Source organism: Pedobacter sp. GQ55, from assembly GCF_059758925.1.
On the sequence record NZ_JCAXEI010000003.1, the window covers coordinates 721,050 to 744,653 of the forward strand.

Sequence of the window (23,604 nt, forward strand, 5' to 3'; positions counted from 1 at the left end):
TTGATTTAAATTTATAGGTAAATATTTAAGGGCCTGTTTCAACTGAGTTGAAACAGGCCCTTAATACTATGGACATCCTAAAAAGATGTTTATTAAAGCAAAAATTATTATTGCTTAAAGACTCAGAATCGCTCCGGCATTTGCCATCACAGTCGCAGGGACATTTGCTGCAGGAATAAGTTCTGATTTGTATTCATAGGTTGGTACCCATGTTGATGCTGCTGTTGATATTTTGTTAGCACCACCACCTTTATAAATATTGGTATTTGCGCCACTAACAAATCCTGGTTTTGAATTAAAATCAGTATAAATCGGCCAGTGTTGGTTTTCAAAATAATTATTATCAGTTCTTACTATTGCGCCCATTGTTACACCAATACCATATCCACTACCATTTTGCAAATAGTTATTAAATACGTGCATATTTCCAAACCTTGTACAAGGCTGTCTTTCAGAAACATTATAGAAATAATTCTTATAAACAGTAACACGAAGTTTTCCAATATCGTTAGTGTTCGCATCTCCAAAACCGATTAACATAGCAACATGACTATCATGTAATCTATTGTACGATAAAGTAACATAATCTGCTCTGTTACCAACGTCTAATAGCCCATCATAATAATCCCACCCATGGTTTCTATCAGACGATAAATCGCAATGATCTACCCATACGTGGTGTGCGCCTTCTTTAATAACTATATTTGAATAGGTTACCACATTTCTGATAGTCATGTTACGGATGATTACGTTACTGGTTCCATAAATTAATAAACCAACACCTTCCAAACTTGAACCTTTCATACCCAGGATCGTTTTATTAGAGCCTACGTTTAAATAGCCTGTACCTGTAATTTTTCCAGATACCTTAATAATGGCTGCTGTATTAGACGAAACCGCATTTTTTAAAGCAGAGTAACTTGTTACGGTAATAGTCTGGCCACCTGTGCCACCTGTGGTTTTACCGTCAACCATAGCATAACCAATAATGGCTCCGCTCCCTGTTGCCGGTGGTGCTACCGGGCTAGTTACCGGAGGTTGTACAACAGAACCACCGCTACCATCTAAGGTGTAAGTATACTTACGTCCATTGGTTCTTGGATCGCTATTATCTGAAGCAGATATATATACGCTGGTAAGCCAATGACAAAAGCGTCCTTTACCAATGTTTCTAATGTCGGCTGCGCTTGAATGTGCAGGGCCAAGTTCTTTTCCATCCTCAAAGACTCTCATTGTTGAGGCTTTAGGCTGGGTTTGCGAATCTCCCGACACTGGAAGCTCATAAACTCTGTAAGAGTAACCACCGTCGCTTGCAACTTTAAATACTTGTAATGATTTAATACCACTTGTGGTGCTTACAGCTGCTAAACCAGTGTCAGTCTGCGTAAGTGGATTTTCAGGGGTTGCCGCATCCGAGCCTTTTTTACATTTACTAAAAGTTAATACAACTAACAGTAATAGAAGGCTCATGGGCAGTCGATTTGATGTTTTGTTTTTTCTTTCCATTTGATTTTTTAAAAGTATACAATGGTAACGCGAAAAAGCGTGTCATTATACACTTCAAAAATTATGGAAAATCGATGATTTTCTATAAAGAAAACCATTTTTCATGTACTAATCCATTTTAGTAAATCTCGATGATTTAATTATTAAAATGAATAAATTATCATTCGGAAATCAGAATATCTTTTAGCTTAATCAAATATTACTTATTATTATCTGCGGCACCAATTGATTAAAATATTTTCCAAGTACAAATTTTAAATTAATTTAAAATAGCAGTAAATTATTAATATAGACGTATATATTAACTACAAAAAGCATGTTTAAACACACGAATAAATGTAATTTTTCTGTCACAAAACAGGCATTTTACGTCAAACTCACAATATACTTTGTACAAAAATTAGAAATATCGATAATTTTTATTATCGTTTTATAAGAGAATCCTCAATGATAAACAACACGTTCCAAATGAGTTTGTCCCTTTTTTGTTACCAAGTAAAAATCCTTATACCAATTCACAAAATTCCTAACACCTTCCGATACGGAAACCTTTGGCTCATATGCCAGCATTTTCTTCATTACCGATATGTCAGCCCATGTTTCTGCAACATCACCATTTTGCATTGGCATATAATTTTTATCGGCAATCGCCCCTATATTTTTCTCTATCTCAGTTATAAATTCCAGCAGGTCTACAGATTCCCCTCTTCCTATGTTAAATACCCGATAGGGAACATTTGAACTCGAGGGATCGGGCGCCGAGGCATCCCATAGGACGCTTTTTTTGGCAGGGTGATCGATCACACGGACGATTCCATCTACAATATCATCTATATAAGTAAAATCCCGTTTCATTTTCCCATTGTTAAATATATCTATCTGCTTATGCTCCAGGATAGCTTTTGTAAAAAGATAAGGGGCCATATCCGGTCTTCCCCATGGGCCATATACTGTAAAAAAGCGCAAGCCTGTTGTTGGAAGTTTGAATAAATGGCTGTAAGTATGCGCCATTAACTCATTGCTTTTTTTAGTGGCAGCATATATTGATACCGGATGATTTGCCTGATGACTTGCAGAAAAAGGCATTCGTTTGTTTAAGCCGTAAACGCTTGATGAACTTGCGTATACAAAATGCTTGATATTGTGCGTGCGGCAGCACTCTAAAACATTAAGAAAACCAGTGATATTTGAGTCAATATAAGCTCTAGGATTAGATAAACTATACCTCACTCCCGCTTGCGCAGCTAAATTACATACTGCATCAAAATGACATCCTTTAAAAAGTTTCTTCATCTTGCCATGATCTGTGAGATCTAGCTTAACAAACTGATAATTTGGATATTTAGAACTTCTCATCGTTTTTCCATATTCTAATGATAAACCCTCAATTCCGGTTTCTGCGAGCCTGCCATATTTTAAATTTACATCATAATAATCATTAATATTATCAATTCCGACTACTTCATCCCCTCTTTCCAATAAATATTTTGCCAGATGATACCCAATAAAACCGGCTGTACCGGTAACCAATACTTTCATAACGATCGCTTTAAATTTAGATTTATAGATTTAGGCCTAAAGGTTTTTATGCCACACTTCCAGACTGAATACACAAAAGAGTATTTTGGCCCTTCTTTCATCAGAAATTTTAATCTTTCTGCCTATAAGGTCCATTATGAAATCTTTTTTTATGATTTTGGAATACAAATTATCCGGAGCCATCAAGTAGGTATTGATAATTTCTTTAAGCTCATGATCTACCCATTTCTTTAGGGGTATTTCAAATCCTCTTTTAGGTTGTTCAATGAGCTCTGCTGGCAGATATTTTTTTCCAAGTGTTCTCAAAATATCTTTGGTCTGAAGTTTCTTTATTTTAAAATTGTCTGGTAACCCAGGAGCAAATTCAAGAACTTCTTTTGCTAAAAAAGGACTTCTTCCCTCTAAAGAATGAGCCATTGTAGCAATATCCATTTTGGTAAGTAATCTGCTGAACAACATCGAATCAAAATCCATCAACAGTAACTTCTTTAATGGCGATATTGAGTATTCATTAATTCTTGCAAGATCACTTGAAATAACCTTCATTTTTGGTCTTTCGATAAAGGCTTCTTCAAAGCCGACAAAAAGATCTGAAGAGGCTGAGCAATAGATTTTAACCAAGTCAGAATAGCCACCAAACTTCAGTAACCTGTATATATAGGTGTAGTTACTTTGTTTCTGATTGGCTACGGGCAATAAACTCGTTAAAATTCTTGAACCAATCCTTGTAAACTGGTTTGGATTAAAAAAATCTATGTGTTTAAATGGCACATATCTTCTATAACCACCAAATAACTCATCTGCACCGTCACCATTTAAAACAACCGTGATATGCTTTTTGGCTTCCCTGGCCACATAGTAACTCGGGATTGCGGAATTATCAGAATTAGGCTCACCATGGTTAGATATGATCTTTTCTATATCGTTCGTTAAATCAGAAAAATCTATTTCAACAACGGTATGGTCGGTTCCGTATTTCTTTGCCACCTTCTCTGCAAGAGCCGATTCATCAAAAGATCCCGGAACCTTAACCGTAAATGTTTTAAGTTTTGAAGTTTGTTCAGCGGCCATGGCGGTCACTAATCCGCTATCAATCCCTCCGCTTAAAAAAGATCCTACATCTAAATCAGAGCTTTCTATTCTCCTTTTAACCGCAGCCTTCAATATGCCATCAAGCTGCGTTACTGCATCGCTATAATCTGGGTATCTTTCCGTTTTATAATAATCTTCAATTTTAAACCAGCAAACATCATCACAAAGACCTGTTAGTGTATCAATCTTTAAATAATGTCCATTTTCAAGTTCATTAACAAATAAATATGGCGTAGCCTTACGGTAATGGTGTCCTACATACAGATAATCGGCCAGTGAAGAATAATCTATCTCAGGTCTGCACTTTTTATAAAGCACATTTAGTTCTGACGAAAACACGTATGTTTTTGCTTTATTATATACATATAGCGGCTTTTTGCCTGCTCTATCACGTGCCAGGTACATTCTAAAATTGAGGGTATCATATAATGCAAATGCAAACATTCCGTCAAATTCCTCAAGCATATCCATGCCCATCAATTCAAACATCATCAATACGGTCAATGTATCAGAATTCGAAGAAGCCTTAAGACCATATTTTTTTCTAAGCTCCATATGGTTATAAATCTCACCGTTAAAAACAATCACCAATCCATTGTGCTTCATTGGTTGTTGTCCGGTTACACTTAAATCCTGAATTGCAAGCCTGGTATGGTAAAGGTTTACATTATACAAGCTATAATGTCCCTGTTCATCAGGGCCTCTATGTAATAAACCATTAAAGATCATACTGTTCTCTATTGGATATTCATAGTTTATTGTTCCAAATATTCCGCACATATTATGTTAATTCTAAATAGCACTAACCGGCCAGGCCGTCAATCAATTGCATCCATTCTCCCATCACTTGCTCTTCACTAAATCGCGCCTTAATGTGTTGCCGCCCTTTGGTACCAAGAGCTGTTCTATCGGCAGCAGACATATCCATTATCTTTAACATATTACTGGCCATATCATGTTCATTTTGCTTCTCGCATAACAAACCACATTGTGCCTTTTCAATCAATTCATGGTTTCCATCAACATCTGTTACAACGGTAGGTCTGGCATATGCCATGGCTTCTAGAATAGCATTTGGCATGCCTTCTGAAAAGGAAGAAAGCACAAAAGCGTCTGATTGACCTAAGAAACTATGTGCTTCTTTCTTAAAGCCTATAATATTAACATAGTCTTGAATATTTAGCTCCTCAATGGTCTTCTTAGGCCACAACTCTCCATTTAAATCTCCAACAATATCTACCGTAAAATTTCTATGTTTTAAAAGCGCTATTGCTTTAAAGAGTGTTAAATAGTCTTTGTTCCATCTAAAGTGACCAATACATATCCATTTAAAGCTCCCGTTTACCAATTCTCCGTCGCTCTTAGTATGTTGTGGTATAGTAATTCCATTATGAATTACAATACCTCTTTTACTCACCAGTTTTTGCTTTTCAAAATTCATCATTGAAGCAACCGAATTATAAACAACAGCATCGTCAAGTCCATCGGTAAGCTTAAAGGGCATATACCATTTTTTTGGGATCACAGATATTCTAATGGTAGAGATCAACTTAAATTTAAGTCTCAGCTTTAATAAGCGTGCAAATATGATTGCAATGAACATAAAAGCAATAACTACATCAGGCCTGAATTTTTTAATGGTTTTATACAGCATCTGTATGTTCGAAAACGGAGAACTAGACCAATTCCTTAAAAACAAAGCTTCTACCCCGGCTTTTCTGATATCACCATTAAATTCATCAATGGGCTTTAAAGAAATGATCAATACTTTATGATGCTTTGATTGCAGAAATGATGCAATTTTTAGTAGCTGAGTTTCCGCTCCGCCCTTGCTCATAGATGGGGTCATCAAGATCACCCGTTTATTCACTTTCATAAACTATTTTATTTGAGAGGAAAATTAATCGAGAACTTAATTAGCTAAGGAATCTTCCAGGTATGCCTTTACCTGTTTATGCTTAATATCAAAAACAACATTTACGTACTTAACATCCCATGAATTAAATAAGCTGAAATGCTGCTTATAAAAGGCGTATGCTTTCTCCTTTAGTTCCATTTTAGGATTCGGCTGATAAAATGGACTAACTTCAAGATAAATAGGCTTCGTATTCAGGTCATCATTTTCCCAGGTAACATCAAAAGCGCCGGTAGTGATTTTTAATGATTTAAAGGTTTCTATAATATGTTCTCTCCACTGTTCGGGAAAGAAATCAAAATCTACCTTACTTCCATAACTTGTCGAAGTTGGTTTCCATTCTTCATTTAAATTTATTCTCCAATAATGGAGCAGAATCTCCCCTTTAACCAAAATAACCCTAAGGTCTTTTCTCATATTAATCAGCTCCTGTGCTATAATATGCTTGTTCTCTGCAACAAATTTCTTGTTCGAAACAAGGTCTGAAAGATCTTCTGGAGATGATATTTTGTATAACCCCTCTGAAGAAGAAGAATGCTCTGCTTTGATGAGAAAAGGAAAACGGATATTGGCCTTTTGTAAGTCTTCAACTGATTCAAAAATTCTTGTTTTAGGCTCATTAACACCTTCTACATAAAACACTTGATGCATATAGGTTTTATTTTCCCATAACATGGTTTCGCTATGTTTCGGAAATACTGAATTTCCCTGCTGTTCAAGTTGCATGGTAATATGCGACAATATATGGGTATAGTTATCGAACTTGTATATATTGTATCGATTGCTAATGGAGAAAAAGATCTTCTTGTTATGGTATTTCCCAATGGCCAGGCTAAACACAAGTTTTATCCTTTTATTTTCTGCTATCAATCCCGCAATAGTAGCCATATCCCATATAAATGCATCTGACCCAAAATATTTAATAGACCTAAAGGGAATCCAAACTAAAATATCACTGTTAGCATCATGCAGTCTCCAGAGTTTTAGCCATTTAATTGCTACTATAATTCTGATGATACGCGCTATTCTCTTTAGTACCTTGATTACTGGTTTCATAAGCTGAATTGATTAGTTCTATTTCTTTAATACCTAAGTATTTTATTGGCATTTCCTTCAATTTCAATATTACCTTTTCGTATAATTTCATCGCTCCAAACTCATGACCATAACTCAAGTCATCTATGTATACTACAGATACATCCCTACTTAGTAGTTCATTTATATAGTCAAGCTTGTCTTCAGCCTTTCTAACTAGAATGATACAATCAGCCTTTAGCCCATTTGCAGCCAGCCATTTACGTGTCGAGAAGTAGTCAAGGTAGCTCCTTGCAGATATAAATATTACTTTCTGTCTGGTTCTGGCTTTATCCAGTATAAAGTTGCGCATCCCGATAAAAATCGATAAGGATCCATACCGGTGGTTTTCATTTCTATAAACATAATCTTGTAGTGATGGCCAGGTATCGGCAAGGGTGTTATCTATATCAACAAGGTATATCTCCTGGTTCCGGACGGTATTTTTTATAGACCTTCTGAAGCGATACTTGAAATACAAACTACAAATCCCAAAAACTACTACTTTAAATAACCGTTTCATTTACCAATTTCAAAACGTCATTCATCTGAATACATGCTTTTATGCTTTGAATTACATAATCGTTCTCATCTTTTGAACGGGATGCTAATCTTATAAATTGTCCTTTTAAGCCAATTTTATCGTCACACGTTCTTACGTAAATGCCATAACTTATAAGCAGTTTGGCTACAAACTCGGTTGATTTTATGCCTTCCTGTAACTCAATAAGCACAAAATTGGCCATACTTGGGTAAACTTTAATATTTGGCAACTGCCTCAACTCCTGTATAAATTCCAGCGTCTCAACAATATATTTCACCCTTACCTTATCGTATCTAAATGCAAAATCCTCTCTTGTGTATAACCGAAAGAAATATTCCGCAAAACCATTCGAGTTCCACAAATAACCGTTCTTTAATAAAAGATCAACATATTCCTTTCTCATCACGCCATATCCGGCTCTTACACCAGCAACTCCAAAATCCTTCGACATGCTCTTTAAAACAATAACATTAGGATGTTCTTTAACAAGATGAGATAATGATACCAACTGGTAGGATTCACTTTCATATGCGAAGTGAATAAAACTTTCATCTATGATAATATTGTCTACAAATGAAAGCTCCTCTATAATTCGCTGTACATCAGCAGCTTTTGTATAACCACCATTTGGATTATTCGGATTAATCAAAACTATGGTGTCTGGCTTATTTAGCTTAACAAATGCAATGTATTCCTCTACATTAAGGTTATAATTATTATTCTTGGATAAATTATAATACACCACCTCTACTCCATCCTTAACATACTCATAGTAAGATGAAAAGGTAGGTATAGTAATGGCAATCTTCCTTTTGGTGAAATTATGGATAACAGCTTGAATGATTTCAATAGCCCCGTTGCCAATAAAAATATTCCCTGAATCAATTTTTAAGAAATCAGCTAAAATCTCAGCAATTACACTATTTTGAGACGGATAACTCTCCAATAAATCTCTGATATTTCCGGTATGAAGAATTTCCTTATTAAAATATTCAATAAACAGATCCGTTGCATAAGGATTAGATAAAAAGCAAGCATCTACTTTAATGTCTACCTCTGGGAGTTTCTGTTTGAAAGTAAAGAAACTCGGTGAATGGGAACCTGCCTCATTCTTTAATGCTTCAATTTTCTTTACAACTTTGAGTTCGTCACTAGTAAATTTTATCATCTTTATTTAAGTTAAATCTTAGTAATCATCTGGTACCCTTTCACCATGTTGTTTTTACCCGACATCAACAGTGTAGAATAGGTTTTTAAATGGGCATTTGCAGATGCCTGAATGTGGTAATTTAATTTGAAGAATAGCCTTCCGTTTAGTTTGATTATCTTTTTATCAGGATGATAAAGGGCCTCTTTCAATACATCGTAATAACTTTCTACGCTTACATCTTTACTTAAAAATCCTGTTTTCCCATGTCTGATCATCTGACTAATACCCCCAACCGGAGTGCAGACTGGAATACAGCCTACCGATAAGGCTTCGATTAAAGAAATTGGCATTCCCTCAAATATGCTTGAAAGACAAAATGCATCAGCTATACTCAAATAATCCACAACGTTATGCTTTCCACCTATAAATTCTATGTATGGATCGTTATTAACCATTTCCAGCAAATGCTGGTACAAACGCTTTTCTTTAACCTCTCCAATAATGATCAGTTTGCATTTCTTTTCTTCAGTAACATTAAATTTCTTTACAGCCCTGATTAATAAATCCTGATTCTTTTCCGATACAATTCGTCCTACATGAATTAAAATAAAAGCGTCTTCTCCCTCCTTGTACTTTTCATTTAATAAAGGATACTCATCAGTTGTTACCAGGTCCTGCCTTCCATTTTCAATTAAAATGTCATTATCCAGCTGATAATAATCTCTATATGTTTTCTTGCCATCAAATGAGATCGTAACGGGCTTAACCTTATTTATTTTATACCATAACCTTCTAAAGGTTTTGAGTATAAAATTTGGACATTCCGCAACAGCAATATTGTGAATGGTATGAAAGAAAAGTGTGCGCTTATTAGCCAATAGATATAGTGCCAGATATTCAAAGCCATTTAAATGGGAGTGTAACACATCAGGTTCCTCCCTACTCAGCCATTTTGTTAAAGTCAAAAAAGCCCTTAAGCTAAATCCTCTTCCTTTGTTGAAAGAAACATATCGAACATTTTTATGAACATCTTTCACAAATGTCTCTTGCGGATCATTTGAGCAGATGGAAACCAAATAAACTTCGCATTGGTCATCCTTAGCAAGCTCATTACACAAATCAACTACAAAGCGTTCAGCTCCTCCTTTAGTTAAATCACCTATAAGGTGCATTATTTTGATTTTCTCCATTGTTATATGTACTGGAAATCCGATTCAAAAAATTATTTAGTTGCAATACCACTTAGTATGTATCTTTTTCTCTTTGGGATGATGAACTCCAATACCCTATCAAGGTGTCCTAAAAGGATCCTTTGCTTTTCAGTCCTGCCAAAACACCCAAAAAATCCTGTTGTTGTATATTTAATTGATTTGAATACACTAAATAGTTCTTCTACTTCAGTTATTTCCAGATAATTCCATCCGGGAGTACCATATTTGCTTCTCAGAAATCGATGGAGATTAGTAGCTGCCAGATTTTCGGTAAAAAGAAGCATTCCTCCAGGCTTCAAGGCCGCATAAATCTCATGTATCGTTTTTGCCTTATATTCATTTCTATTATTCTGGCTAATTCCACCAAGTATCGATTTAAAGACGACGATGTCAAATTGGTTCTTAAAAGGAATATCGGTTGCATTCAGGGCCGCATAACTTATATTAACACTACATTCATATCTACAATGAATTTCACTTGCTACGGGCTCCGGATTTTTAAGATCCGTACACAGTACAGCGTTGCCCCTAAGTGCAAGCCAAAGGGATAATCCACCCCGTGCTGCTCCTAATTCCAAACATTGTTTTCCACTCTCGTGTATCGGCGCATTCTTGTCCAGATAGCCAATTGCCCTCCACCAGTTTGTAGTATCCCAGCCTATGATATCTCTAATGATTTCCTTATCCATATCATTCTGTTTTAATATGGGTAACAACTACATCTTCGTCTGGCTCAGCTTCTCTGTTCAGCAAAGAGTTTAAGTGCAAAATCGCGAAATACAGGAAAAATGTAGGGCCATTTGCGCTAACAAGCCATGAATTGTGCGATAATGAGTTGATGGAAACGGCTATAAATGAACAACAAAGGCAAACCATCAAGGCATATTTCTTCTTCTTAACATTTCCAAATGCATTGATAATGATCTTTGCAATCTTATAGTACAAACCGGCTAATATCCCCAAACCCAAAAAAGGTCCAACATAGGTAAGAAACATCAGGTAAGCATTGTGCGAAGTAATCCCTGACGAGAATACCTCATTACGATAAGTAACATCTGACCAATCCTTCCCATAAAATATAAGCCCATACGGATATTCCGAATAGATTCTTAAATTTTCAGCAGCAAGGGTCGATCGATTATACTCGTCCATATTATGTTCATTCTTGGTAAGAATATTATTATAGGAATCTGTATTATCTTTCAAAATGTATGTGTAGAATACAAAAGCAGCGCATACAGCAAACACCACAATAAAAATCGCTTTGTAATTGTAATACAATATTAAAAACAGGAAAACTGAGAAAACAAAACCAACAAATACCGAGCGCTGCATACCCAGATATATAAAGAGTAAACAAGCCAAAAGACTAAGTATTTTAATTACAAGAGCCTTATCGAATATTAAAGTAAAAATGAATAGAAAAGGAACCAGGGCGGCCAGTTGATACCCAAAATTAAATTGGTATGTTGCTATTCCCGAAGGACTCTGCACAACCGGCTCCCCCATTAGCATTGACCTTAGATTATTTATTTCTGATAAATAAAATGGATTAAGAACCATTACAATTGATGAGAATGCCAGTAAAGCAATAAAAACATAAACAGAAATCGTAAATCGTTCTTTATCTGCACCTACAAAGTAATTAAAGTAAAGCGCACACATTCCAATACACAAGGTGTTGGCCATAAATACCATGTAATCTGAAAAACCAATTGCGTTGTACAAAAAAATGGCACCTCCCAGAAGAAGAAGCTCTCTCTTGTATAAAAATCCTACCCCATCTTTTTCCCTAAATAAAAAAATAAGTGGTAAACAGAAAATAAGAGGCGTAGGGATTCTAAAGAAATTTGTCATAAAAACCCCGAACGACAGGCTGTATAAATACAACACTATAAATACAACTGCAATTAGTTTCATATGCGTATAAGCTATTCTATGTTTTGTTTGAAAGTTTTTATGAAACCTTCGGAATCATTAATCGCATTAAAAAATTTCTCCTGGCCATTTTTCGCGATGTGTTTATAATCATCATAATGAGCCGCCATATGCTCCAGACGAGCTTCAAGTTCTTCCAAATTCCAATTAATGGGAACGTAGGTTTCGTTTTCTATAAACAGATTTGGGTAAGTTTCCAGATGATTCATTAGTGGCTTAATCAGTACAGATCCAGAAATAAATGTTTCAAAATCTCGATAGCAGATTTCTCCCCAGCCAAACGGACTAATACTAAGTTTCGAAGCCCTTAGCTCTTTCCAATATCTTGCCTTACTCACATTTCCGCCACTTGCTATTTGCAGGTTCAAACGATCAAAAAGACTTAAAACATGATTTCTTTGATAAGAGATCATGTTTCTATTCCCATTGTCTTTATGGATTGTCCCACGAAAAGCCAAATCATATCTCCTGTCTTTATCATAAGTAGATAAATGAGTCGGGTACACCCGATAACTCAAATAATTACTTAATCTGCTCATTTTATACCCAAAATATCTGTAATCATTAAACCCGATATTCCAGCCAAGTTTAATTTTATGAAGTTCGGCTTCAGGACAGGGCACAAAAGTTGTTTTTTGATCATCCGAAATCGTGTTCAACCATATCCTTAAGTCATTTACCTTATTTGAAACGGTATAATAATCAAGGTTTTTTAGTCGCTGTTTCTTCATAAAAACATCAACAAAAGATATAATTGGAAAATCGCTGGATCCAGAAGAGTCCGCAGCATCAAACCAAATCAGCCTACCTGCTGTTCGTTTCATTTCTGTTAAATACATAATCAGCTCATCCTCATTTTTAGAAGATCTGGTATGTATGTTCTGCCATCCATCTGCAAAATACCGCGAATGCAATAGCAAATAATCAGCACCCCTTAATCTTTTATCATTATGATCATAATAAAACTCTACTTTCAAATCGTGTTCAAGAAGGTTCTTTTTCCAGCGATAAAAATGATGTGATTCGCCATAAAATCTTTTTGATGGCCAATCCAAAACTTTCAATATTTTCATCTTCTAATTATACTTTTCAGGGTATATGAAATGATCTTCAGGTCAACCCAAAGGTTGTGGTGATCAATGTATTTTAAGTTTTGAGTAATTTTTGAAGGGATAATCGTATTTATATAAAAACTCTCTGGGTCCTCTGCTGCTGCAAGCAATTGATTTTCATCTATATATTGAATGGATGCCCAATCCGTAATGCCAGGTTTCACGCTAAGTACTTTTATTTGAGAGGCGTCATACAATTCAACATACTTAAGTACTTCTGGCCTGGGGCCGACAAAACTCATTTCTCCCTTTAAAATATTAATTAACTGTGGAAGTTCATCTATTTTATATTTCCTCAGCCAACATCCAACTCTGGTAATACGTGAATCATGATCTCCAATAGTCAATAAACCGGCTCTATCTGAATCGGTATACATCGTTCTAAACTTTATCAGTTTAAAATTCTTCTGATTTAAGCCCACCCGAAGTTGCTTGTAAAAAATGCTCCCTTTTGAGTCTAACTTTAAAAGAAGAACGATCACAATAAACACCGGCGACAAAAAGATCATACCACCCAATGAGAACACTATATCAAACACCCTTTTCGCAATCATGTTATATGATTTTATGACAACACTCTAACCAACTTATTGATCTCAACAACCTGATGAACAGCCCCTATAACAGATTCTATGATGAAGTCGACCTCCGGATCAGAGAGCTGGGGATATATCGGCAATGAAATCTCGCAGGCAAACTGTTTATAGCTATTGGGGTAATTTTCTATAGCGTATCCAATGCTTTTGAAATATGTAAGCATCGGCATTGGAATAAAATGAACGTTTACAATCACGCCCCAGTTTACCAGGCTTTCAATAATCTGATCTCTCTCCGCTTCAGTAATTCCTTTAATGCGCAATGGAAAAAGATGGTACGAACCTTCCCTTATTTCGTCTTTTCCGGTGGGTTCAATGAACCAATCATAAGATTTAAATGCAGCACAATATTTTAAAAATATATTTTTACGGAGTGGAAGCAATGTATTACTGTATTGTCTTATTTGAGCCAATCCAATTGCAGCACAGATATCAGGCATGTTCATTTTGAATCCTTTAAAAAGAATATCATATCTCCAGTTGGCTCCTTTTGATTTTGCAAATGCATCTTTATTCTGCCCATTTAGCGAGAAGATCTTCAAAAAACTATATTCTTCCTGATTGTCAAAAGGAGGAGGTAAATTCAAACAGATACAGCCTCCTTCAGCAGTCGTAATATTTTTAACGGCGTGAAAAGAAAAAATAGTTACATCGCATTTCTGAGCAGCGGGCAGCCCTTCGTAAGTTGCACCAATGGAGTGCGCAGCATCAGACATCAATAATATCCTTCCCAGTTCAGATTGTTTTGCTGTAACAGGTTTAAAAATGCTTTTTATTGCAGGATCATTTACAATTTCACGCAACTCGTTATAATTACATGGCAGCCCTGCTATATCAACTCCAATTATTGCTTTCGTTTTTTTTGTAATCTTACTTTTCACCATTGCCGGATCAATAGTAAAGTCGTCTAAAATATCTACCATTACAGGTATGGCTCCACAATGCAAAACACATAAAGCGGTAGCGCAATAAGAGTAGGCCGGTACAATAACTTCATCTCCATCACCTATGCCAAACCATTTCAGCATCATAATTGCTCCCGAGGTCCAGGAGTTCACACAAACAGTGGCTTTAGATCCCGTTAAATTCAACAGCTCATATTCAAGGGCCTTAACTTTTGGTCCAGAAGTAATCCAGTTGGTACGAAGAGAATCAAGCACTTCATCAATCACTGCCTGATCGATAAATGGAGGAGAGAAAGGTATGTTCATATCTTTAAGATTTTAATATTTGGCAAGCCTAATAAATTGATTATTAAATCTCTATGGATTTAAATATGAGTTAGTATTAACTTTTCCCATTTTGCGAAAGTGTTTTCTAGGGAGTTTGTCTGATTAATCAACTGAGCATTTACAGACATTTTTATTTTAAGGGCGGGATCCCTCAAGGTTCTTTCTATTGCTTCAGAAAGATATTTTATACTGTTTGCTTCAACCAATAAGCCATTTTCCTCATTCTCTATAATATCTGAAGGCCCAAATTCACAATCGGTAGCCACACAGGCACAGCCTAAACTCATGGCTTCAACAAGTACATTGGGATATCCTTCATTTCGCGATGAAAGCACAAACATTTCTGCCTGTCTGTAATAGTCCTGAAGATTTTTCTGGTAACCAATCAGCTTCACCCGATCGTTAAGGTTTAAATCTTTGATTTGTTTTTCAAGATTTTCGCGCTCACCACCCTCCCCTGAAATCAAAAGATCTACATCCTGCATTTCAAGTTTTTTATAAGCCTTTATTAATAAATCAAATCCTTTCTGATGGTCCAGCCTACCTACACTAAGAATGAATTTACGAGGGTAAACTCTTTCTATACAGGCGGCACTAAACTGGCTGACCGGATTATTTATGACTTCAAAATTCCTTAGTGCACTAAATGATTTATTCTTTTTGAAGCCATCAACCATTCCTTTTGAGGGAACAACAATCGCTTTGGATTTACTATAGACTCTTGCCGATAGCCATCTTAAGAAATGGTTAAGCTGATTTACGGTATAGTCTGGAGTAATACGTTCAGAAACCAGGTAAGGTGTTTTTAAAATATTACAAGTAAGGCCCATCCATATATTCGCAGAAGTCATAAATGACACCACACAGCTGGGTTTTTCTTTTATCAGGATAAACAACAGCTTAAAAAGGGTTACTCCCCCATACCATAACCGGAAAAAAAAAGACTGGTTTCGGATATTGCTTACAAGAGAAATGATTTTTATTCCCTTCTCTAAGTGATAAGCAGGTTTAGCCTCATTCAGGCAAACCATAGTTACGTCAAAGCCTTTATTATAAAAATAATTGCCAAGGTTCGAAATCACACGCTCCGCTCCGCCTCCAAAAAGGCTATTAATGGCAAAGATCAATTTATATTTTCTTACCATAATGAGGTAATTGTTTGGAATGCATTATTGAAATTGAAATACCGGATATCAAATAGAAAATATTGTTTAAAATAGATTTTCAACAGTTCTCTCTTTTGAAGCGACGAGTATTTGAAGTTCTTTATCGTAAGGTTAAAATCGCTTATCATTCTTGATTTCCTAATCTTCGGATCTATCATACTCCATATTCCGCCAGTGTGGTGCCTGTAGCATGCCATCACTTCAGGTAACACATAAATCTTTTTACCTGTATTTGCAACTGCATATAATTTTAAAAGCGTATCTGTACCATAAGTTTCGAAATACCAGCTTTGTTCCGCTACGCCCGTTACCTGTTTAATATTCCTCATCATCAAAGAGCAGATTCTCGTTTCCTCTCTTTTCCCCAGCAGAACATCTTTATAATCAAACTCCAAACTTACCGGCGAATCTTTTACATAAACCAGCTTATCAAAATCATCAATCACTTCACTATGATGGCAGCAGATCACATAATCATCATGGGCCTCCAGAAAATCCACCTGTTTCTGCAGTTTAGAGGCATCTGTCCAAAAGTCGTCTCCATCGCACATCGCTATATACTTTCCTTTTGCGCGTCCTACTGCGTCAGTTTGATTTCTTATCGCACCTATATTGGGATCATGGCTAATCAGTTTGATCAAACCTGGATACCTTGTACAATATGTTTCGATGATTGCTTTTGTGTTGTCTGAAGAATTATCCTCGCCAATCAGGATTTCAAATTTAAAATTGGTTTCCTGCATCAAAAAACCATCTAAAGCCTGAGCAATATATTTTTCGTGGTTATACGTGATACAACATACTGATACCATTAATTCATGTGTAGGCATAGCTCTATTATTTTTTTATTAAGGGGTTAGACAGCTCCATTTTGTAAGCCGGCAAATACGGGCTTCAGGTTATTTACAGGAATCATGTGATTCAATCTTTCGACCTCAGCCGGACGATCATAATTTTGTACCCTTAAAATTATCCTTGTAATCAGGTCAAGGTCACTGGATGTTAAAGTGTGATAAAGCGGTAAACAAAGAATCCTTTTTGAGACCGAATCGCATACCGGCATATGAGGTGATGTAACAAAAGGCAAAGTAGAAAGAGATGGATAAAAGTACCTTCTGCAATACACCTTTTCATTCTCCAGCGCTTTTAAGCATCTCAGCATTAAATCTTCACTATCAAACAATACAGGGAAATACGCATAATTGTAATCCAGATTTTCGTTTAGCTTTGGATATCTGGCTTCCAGATTAGTTAAAGCTTTCCAATAATAAAATGACAACAATCTTCTTTTGTCTAAAATTTCGTCAATCTCTTTCAGGTTACATAACCCCATAGCAGCATGAAATTCACAGTTTTTGCCATTTATGCCCAACTCAGAAAATTCATCCGGCCCATCGTGCCCAAAGTTTCTCATTAAGGCCATCTTTTTCAATAAGTCAGGACATTGAGTAAATACTGCACCTCCTTCAATCGTATGAAACACTTTAGTCGCATGGAAGCTTGTTGTACTCACATCTCCATAAGCAAATACCGATTTGTTTTTATATTTTGTACCAAAGCAATGTGCAGCGTCATAAATTACCTTTAATGAATACCTGTCTGCAATTTCCTGTATGGCATCGATATCACATGGGTTACCATACACATGGGTAGCAAGAATGGCTGATGTTTGAGGCGTTATTGCAGCTTCAATTTTTTTAGGATCTATATTAAAAGTCTCTTCATCAATATCTACAAATACCGGTTTGCAGCCTTCCCATACAATACTATTTGTAGTTGCAACAAAAGAGAAAGGTGTTGTAATAATTTCACCTTTCAGGCCAAGTGCTTTAATGGCAATTTGCAATGCCATTGTACCATTCGAAACAAACAGTAAATGTTTAATTTCCAAATAATTCTTGAGCTTCAATTCAAGTTCATTTACCAATGGCCCATTATTGGTAAGCCACTGACGTTCCCAAATGCTCTGAATGTACGCTTCAAATTCGTTAACTTTTGGAAGAAAAGGTTTGGTTACAGGTATCATCTCTTTAGGATTAATTGTTTAAAATCATGAATTGGTGCAAGTCTTAAAATTGAACTGCTGGCCAGGTAAATAAGAGAGAAAAACAGGCCGTCTATTATAATTCTGGTAATATCTAATAACTGGAGTGTGCTGAAGCATAGCATATCAGCCAGATAGCATAATATCCCTGCAAAAACAGAGGTTGCAATCATTGGAATGATGTCCATAATTTGCTCTTTAATAGCATAATTGATCAGTTTCCCACTATAAATTGAGTTGATGTAATAACCTATAAAATTGAACATCAGCTGAAAATATAGTAAGCCATATATCCCAAATGGAAACACACACAAAATGCCCACTACACAAATAGATTTTTTAATAAATTCTAGTTTCAGTATCAGATCGCTCCTACCCTTTACTTTTAATATGTTAAGGTTATAAGCATGCAAAGGATACATAATACCTGCAATGCACAGAATTTGAAAGTATGGTACTGCCGGCAACCATTTATCAGTAAACAGAAACCTAAATAAAGGCTCTCCAATTACAGCCAGCAGAATCAGAATAGGCGTATTCCAGAAAATAACCTGCTGCATTAATCGTTTATAAACCATTTTCAACCTCAAATCATCATCGGCAATCGATGCGAACATGGGGTAAGTAACCTTATTTATTACTGCAGATATGTTTGCAATTGGCAGCTGACTAGCTGAATCCGCTCTCGAATAAAAACCTAACTGTACAACAGAATAATACTTACCAATAATTAATACATATATATTTTTATAAAGGATATCTAGTAATCCAGTCAAGGTCATTTTATAGCCAAAATAAAAGTGCTTCTTAAAGCATCGTTTACTGAATACAAAACTTGGTGTCCAGCCAGAATAAAGCCAATGCATCACTGTCGATAAAAAAGACTGAAACAAACCCATCCAAACTAAGCTCCATACTCCGTACCCTTGCAGTGCTAAAAAAACGCCCAATAGTCCACCCATCAATACCGCAGGGATCTGAATTTTCATTTGAATTTTAAAATTCATCTCCTTTGTTAACCGTGCGTTCTGCACTCCATAAAAAGCATTTATGATAAAGTCTATTGCATAAACCCTAAGAATCAGCGTCAACACATCCTGACGATAAAATGAAGCAATCAGAGGTGCAAGCAGATAAATAATGGCATACAATACAATACTTCCGCCCAGGTTAAAAAAGAATACCGTTGAATAATCATCCTGTCCCAAATCCGACGATCGTATTAGCGACGACGCCAAGCCGCTTTCTAATAAAGAGTTACCTATGGCAATAAATACAGTCAGCATTGCAATAAGGCCAAATTCTGCAGGCAATAAAATCCTGGCCAGTATCATGGTAATGCAGAAACCAATTAGCTGCACACTAAACTGCTGTGTAAAATTCCAGATTAACCCCGAAATCGTTTTTTTCTGCAAAGACATGGTTAAGGGTTTATTTTTGAAAGGAACCTGAATACCTGGGTTTATGGAACCTATAGCTCCTTAAAAAATGAAGTATTGGTTTTTCCAAAAACCGGGTTACCAGCCATGCTATGGTTATCATAGAAATGATGCCTATAAAAATTACCAGAAATTCGTTAGAAATGTATCGCTCTATTTTTCTCATCAGCACAAAACCGATGTTCTGATGCAATAGATATAACGGATAAGAAATATAACCCAGAAACACAAAAGGCTTCCACGTAAGCAGCGTAAGCTTGTCGTAAACAAACAGGTAAAACAAGCAAAATATCCCGGAAAACACACCAAAGCAGATCAACGTTGGGTTTTCTATTACCCCCGCTAAAAAACAAACACCAATCAAAATGTGTTCGCGCCAGTCCCCTCCATCAAATTTTATTTTGTAAAAAAGAATTCCCGAAAGGAAAAACATTCCATATTGCAAATTCAGCAAATAAGCCCCAAAAGGTAATACAAACAGGCTGTTGCTTATCATTAGGGTTAGCCATATTACAGCTATTGTCCTCGTTTTACTTAGTAATCTGAGTTGGAACAAGACACCCATTAAAGCGTAAAAAAACAGTTCCGGTACTAACGACCAGTAAGCCCCGTCAACATTCTTAATCCCGAAAACACCTTGGATCATACTCATGTTCATCAAAAGAACCGAGATACTGTTTGCTTCCATTTTAGGATCCTGAGAAAGGTTTACAATTAAAAATGTTATAAATACACAAATCCAATAAGTTGGATAAAGCCTCGAAAATCTTTTATAAGCAAAATCTTCTAATGAGATTTTCCCTTGAAGAGACATGAAAATTACAAAGCCACTGATCATAAAAAACAGTTCTACTCCGTAACGGCCAATCTCCCAATCGAATTTCGAAGGATAATTATGGCCAAAATTCATTCTGAACTTAGATGTATAATGGAATATAACTACGTTAAGCGCTGCAATTCCTCTTAAAACATCCAGTTCTTTTAAGCGTACCATAATTTTATGGGATTTGTCTTAATTAATTAATTCAAGACTATTAATTGCAACTTTAGTGGTTAAAACACAGCTCAAACTATCAATTACCACTACTACAGTTCTTTCCTGAATTTTTATCACCCTGCCTTCCTTAAGGTTCATCAACCCCTCTTTAATTTTTACCCTGTCGCCAATTTCCAAATATTGAAAGGCCATAACTTCAGTGTCAGGGAATATTTCAAGACAACGTTTTATATCCTCTATAACACTTTCTCTAACCTGTGCGGGTTTCCCCATGTAATACACAAAGTTCATTACCCCTAAAGTAACCCTTACTTTAAGCTCCTCTCTGGGATCTATGTGTACAAAAACATAAGAATTAAACAGAGGAAGTTCTACTTCTTTTATCCTATCTGCCCATTTATTCTTTACCTTTCTTACCGGACAGTAACTGGTAATGCCTTGTAGTTTAAGCAATTCATCAACCTTTTTTTCCCATCGTGGACGGGTGTAGACCACATACCACCTGCGTGGCATATTGGTTCTGATGGTGGACAGATTTTCCATAATTTTGATTTGAGATTATTAATTAGATTGTGGCCGGATACAGCTTCGCTACCTCACTTACATGATAAATCGCAGTTTTAGAGAAAAATTCTGTTGCGCACCGTCCATTTCTTGAATATATCGGTCACGTTTACCGATCTGTCACTACATCCAACCCCACTAAACTTTATGTATCAGCTAATCCCTATATTAGCCTATCCCGAATAAGCATAGCCACCATAGCGGTAGGCATTCTTGTTCTCTTTTTTAGCATCATTAAATACGATCATAGGATTTATCAATCTTCGGTTCTCACAGATCTCTTCAAATATTGCCAAATCTGCTTTGTTTGTATAATTGTACCGAACCAGATAAATACTCGAATCAGCATACTCTGCAAGCGTAAACGCGTCGGCTACATGCCCAATCGGAGAAGTGTCTACAATAACATAATCAAACCGTTTTTTAAGCTCATGAAACAAAATTTTCAGTTTATGACTCATTAGAATTTCTGCAGGGCTCTCAGATATCTCCCCACAACCAATCACATATAAATTATCAGATTGAGGGGCCTTTATCAGAATATCATCAATAACCATGCTTTCAGATTTCAAATAATCAGATAAGCCCAATTTCGTTTTTATGTTCATGTTATTCAGCAAATCAGGCTTGCGCAAATCAAACTCCAGTATTGCCACCTTTTTTTCAACCAACGACAAGGTAATGCCCAGGTTGATGCTAAAAAAGGTCTTGCCCTCGCCTTTTGTGGTAGAAGTTACCAGCAGAACTTTGTTGCTCTTATTCGTATTCATGAATTGCAGATTCGACCTTATATACCTGAACAGTTCAGATATAGTCGTGCTTTTATCTCTATGGACCACAATAGACTCTCCTATTGCTTTATGGCTAAGCTCACCCAGAATCTTTCCATTTATAGCTATGTATTCTACATCATAAATATCTTTCACCTTATTGTTCATTTTATCTTTAACATAGATTACAGAAAATGGAACAAATAAGCCGGCTATCATCCCCAGCATATAAATCATTTGTACTTTGGGTTTTGCAGGAGTAGGATTGTAAGCGGGTCTATCTATGATTTGAGAAGTTGGTATAGTGGCAGACAATGAAAGTTCTGTTTCTTCTCTCTTTTGAAGCAGGTACTGATAAAGTGTTGTCTTAACACTCTGTTCTCTACTTCTTTCCAATAGGCCCCGTTCAATAACCGGAACACTATTTAATTTAGCCGCAAACTGCGATGATTTGCTGTTTAATTTGTTTTTCTCTAAAGTTAAACCTCTTCTTATCATACTAAGGTTTTCTAGCAAGCTGCCTTTTAAGCTGGCTAGTTGCTCAGTAAGATTTATCACCAAAGGATTGCTAACGCTACTATTGCGCAACAGCTTTTGTCTTTCAATCTGCAGATTATTATATTTTTCGGTCAGATTTAGCAAAGTTGGATCCTTTAAGCCCAAGGTGCTGGGCACCAATTCAAATTCACTATCAGCATTTTTTAGGTAAGAAATTATAGATTGAATAAGACTCAATTGCACTTCGCTGGTCGAAAGCTGATCATTATAATTACCCGACGACTGTAAGTTCATCTGTGCATCTGCACTCAGTTCAGTAATCCTATTGTTTCTTTTGTAGTTTTCTACGTCTTGCTCAACTCCCGATAAATTACTGGTCAGCATTTTTAATTTACCATCAATAAACTTGATGGTATTTAAAGCCATTAAATTTTTATTGCTTACGTTCTCCAGGTTATATCTGTAGATCAGCGTATTCAGCATATCAACCCCACGTTGAGGTATAGCATCCAAAACACTAAGAACAATGGTGTTAGCATCTTTAATTACTGGCAAAATAACCAGACCACTAGAGCTGTATGCCTGAGCCAACTGATAAAGATCTACAAAGCCAAAATGTACCGTTTTACCCGAGACCTCAAATCCTTCCCCTCTTTGAACTACAATACTGAATTGTGGGCGTGTTATTTTATTACCGAATCTGTAAATTGTTTCCTTATCTTTTTCTCCCAAAATAAACTGGTCGTTGTTTATAGCCCTTAAAGTAAGCTTTAAGGCACGTGCTTTATCAGTAAGTTTATCTACCACAACTTCCATTGGCAGGTTTTTTCCATATAATTCCTGCGTTTTTAAAGGCAGGTTGTAATGATACCTCACATTCATTTTAAGATCAGATAAAACCTTATAAATCAAATCTCTTGATCGCATTACCTCCATTTCATCATCAACGGTTTTAGAAGTCTTAAACATATTCAGGTCACTAAAAGCCGTTCCTTTTAACAGGCCATCTCCTTTCGAGTCGTCTTGAACAAGCAGTGAACTGGTTACCCTATATTTAGGTACCTGAGTTTGAAGATAAAACCACGCACCACCTAAGCCCAAAAGCAGTGCAAGTCCAAAGAAATACCAATATTTAGCATATTTCATAATCTGAGCCTTTACGTCAGGGCTGTTCGTCGGATTTTGTTTGTTGTAAGCCATCACAATAAGTTTAAAAG

General features: G+C 36.1%; 20 protein-coding genes. All 20 read right to left on the reverse strand.

Annotated features, from left to right (window positions below):
- Window positions 1-114: 114 nt before the first annotated feature.
- The 20 genes from AC6CH7_RS12080 to AC6CH7_RS12175 all read right to left on the reverse strand — a co-directional run bounded on the left by AC6CH7_RS12080 (window position 115) and on the right by AC6CH7_RS12175 (window position 23,587).
- The gene (locus AC6CH7_RS12080) at window positions 115-1,470 is read right to left on the reverse strand and encodes a pectate lyase family protein (RefSeq protein ID WP_498262955.1); all 1,356 of its coding nucleotides are present in this window, start codon (window positions 1,468-1,470) and stop codon (window positions 115-117) included.
- Window positions 1,471-1,950: 480 nt separating this feature from the next.
- A complete protein-coding gene (locus tag AC6CH7_RS12085; protein WP_498262956.1) occupies window positions 1,951-3,045 on the reverse strand; it encodes an NAD-dependent epimerase in 1,095 nt (364 codons plus the stop codon).
- Between the two features lie 36 nt (window positions 3,046-3,081).
- Window positions 3,082-4,917 (reverse strand): asparagine synthase (glutamine-hydrolyzing), encoded by a 1,836-nt coding sequence (gene asnB, locus AC6CH7_RS12090; RefSeq protein WP_498262957.1) that lies wholly within the window; start codon window positions 4,915-4,917, stop codon window positions 3,082-3,084.
- Between the two features lie 22 nt (window positions 4,918-4,939).
- Window positions 4,940-6,013, reverse strand: a complete 1,074-nt coding sequence (locus AC6CH7_RS12095) for a glycosyltransferase (RefSeq protein ID WP_498262958.1) — start codon at window positions 6,011-6,013, stop codon at window positions 4,940-4,942.
- A 36-nt stretch (window positions 6,014-6,049) separates the two neighbouring features.
- Complete coding sequence (locus AC6CH7_RS12100) at window positions 6,050-7,108, reverse strand: ATP-grasp domain-containing protein (RefSeq protein ID WP_498262959.1); 1,059 nt, start codon at window positions 7,106-7,108, stop codon at window positions 6,050-6,052.
- Window positions 7,044-7,649, reverse strand: a complete 606-nt coding sequence (locus tag AC6CH7_RS12105; protein ID WP_498262960.1) for a hypothetical protein — start codon at window positions 7,647-7,649, stop codon at window positions 7,044-7,046. The genes AC6CH7_RS12100 and AC6CH7_RS12105 overlap by 65 nt, the downstream gene beginning before the upstream one ends.
- Window positions 7,633-8,838, reverse strand: a complete 1,206-nt coding sequence (locus tag AC6CH7_RS12110; protein WP_498262961.1) for a pyridoxal phosphate-dependent aminotransferase — start codon at window positions 8,836-8,838, stop codon at window positions 7,633-7,635. Before AC6CH7_RS12110 ends, AC6CH7_RS12105 begins: the two co-directional genes overlap by 17 nt.
- Before the next feature lie 11 nt (window positions 8,839-8,849).
- Window positions 8,850-10,010, reverse strand: coding sequence for a glycosyltransferase family 4 protein (locus AC6CH7_RS12115; protein ID WP_498262962.1), 1,161 nt, complete (start codon window positions 10,008-10,010; stop codon window positions 8,850-8,852).
- Window positions 10,011-10,042: 32 nt separating this feature from the next.
- Entirely contained in the window at window positions 10,043-10,720 is a 678-nt protein-coding gene (locus tag AC6CH7_RS12120; RefSeq protein ID WP_498262963.1) for a class I SAM-dependent methyltransferase, read from the reverse strand.
- A gap of 1 nt (window position 10,721) precedes the next feature.
- On the reverse strand, window positions 10,722-11,951 hold the full coding sequence (locus tag AC6CH7_RS12125; protein WP_498262964.1) for an O-antigen ligase family protein: 1,230 nt from the start codon (window positions 11,949-11,951) through the stop codon (window positions 10,722-10,724).
- Between the two features lie 11 nt (window positions 11,952-11,962).
- Window positions 11,963-13,042, reverse strand: a complete 1,080-nt coding sequence (locus AC6CH7_RS12130) for a glycosyltransferase family 1 protein (RefSeq protein ID WP_498262965.1) — start codon at window positions 13,040-13,042, stop codon at window positions 11,963-11,965.
- Window positions 13,039-13,635, reverse strand: a complete 597-nt coding sequence (locus tag AC6CH7_RS12135) for a sugar transferase (RefSeq protein ID WP_498262966.1) — start codon at window positions 13,633-13,635, stop codon at window positions 13,039-13,041. Before AC6CH7_RS12135 ends, AC6CH7_RS12130 begins: the two co-directional genes overlap by 4 nt.
- An 11-nt stretch (window positions 13,636-13,646) precedes the next feature.
- Entirely contained in the window at window positions 13,647-14,888 is a 1,242-nt protein-coding gene (locus AC6CH7_RS12140) for a DegT/DnrJ/EryC1/StrS family aminotransferase (RefSeq protein ID WP_498262967.1), read from the reverse strand.
- Window positions 14,889-14,947: 59 nt separating this feature from the next.
- On the reverse strand, window positions 14,948-16,054 hold the full coding sequence (locus AC6CH7_RS12145; RefSeq protein WP_498262968.1) for a glycosyltransferase family 4 protein: 1,107 nt from the start codon (window positions 16,052-16,054) through the stop codon (window positions 14,948-14,950).
- Entirely contained in the window at window positions 16,048-16,905 is an 858-nt protein-coding gene (locus tag AC6CH7_RS12150; protein ID WP_498262969.1) for a glycosyltransferase family 2 protein, read from the reverse strand. Before AC6CH7_RS12150 ends, AC6CH7_RS12145 begins: the two co-directional genes overlap by 7 nt.
- A 26-nt stretch (window positions 16,906-16,931) precedes the next feature.
- Window positions 16,932-18,101 carry a DegT/DnrJ/EryC1/StrS family aminotransferase gene (locus AC6CH7_RS12155; RefSeq protein WP_498262970.1) on the reverse strand — a complete coding sequence of 390 codons (1,170 nt, stop codon included), beginning with the start codon at window positions 18,099-18,101 and terminating at the stop codon, window positions 16,932-16,934.
- Window positions 18,098-19,540, reverse strand: coding sequence for a lipopolysaccharide biosynthesis protein (locus tag AC6CH7_RS12160; protein ID WP_498262971.1), 1,443 nt, complete (start codon window positions 19,538-19,540; stop codon window positions 18,098-18,100). The genes AC6CH7_RS12155 and AC6CH7_RS12160 overlap by 4 nt, the downstream gene beginning before the upstream one ends.
- Before the next feature lie 10 nt (window positions 19,541-19,550).
- Window positions 19,551-20,552: an acyltransferase family protein gene (locus AC6CH7_RS12165; protein ID WP_498262972.1), complete on the reverse strand. Its 1,002-nt coding sequence runs from the start codon at window positions 20,550-20,552 to the stop codon at window positions 19,551-19,553.
- A gap of 18 nt (window positions 20,553-20,570) precedes the next feature.
- A complete protein-coding gene (locus tag AC6CH7_RS12170) occupies window positions 20,571-21,098 on the reverse strand; it encodes a UpxY family transcription antiterminator (protein ID WP_498262973.1) in 528 nt (175 codons plus the stop codon).
- Between the two features lie 194 nt (window positions 21,099-21,292).
- Window positions 21,293-23,587, reverse strand: coding sequence for a GumC family protein (locus tag AC6CH7_RS12175; protein ID WP_498262974.1), 2,295 nt, complete (start codon window positions 23,585-23,587; stop codon window positions 21,293-21,295).
- Between the last annotated feature and the right edge of the window lie 17 nt (window positions 23,588-23,604).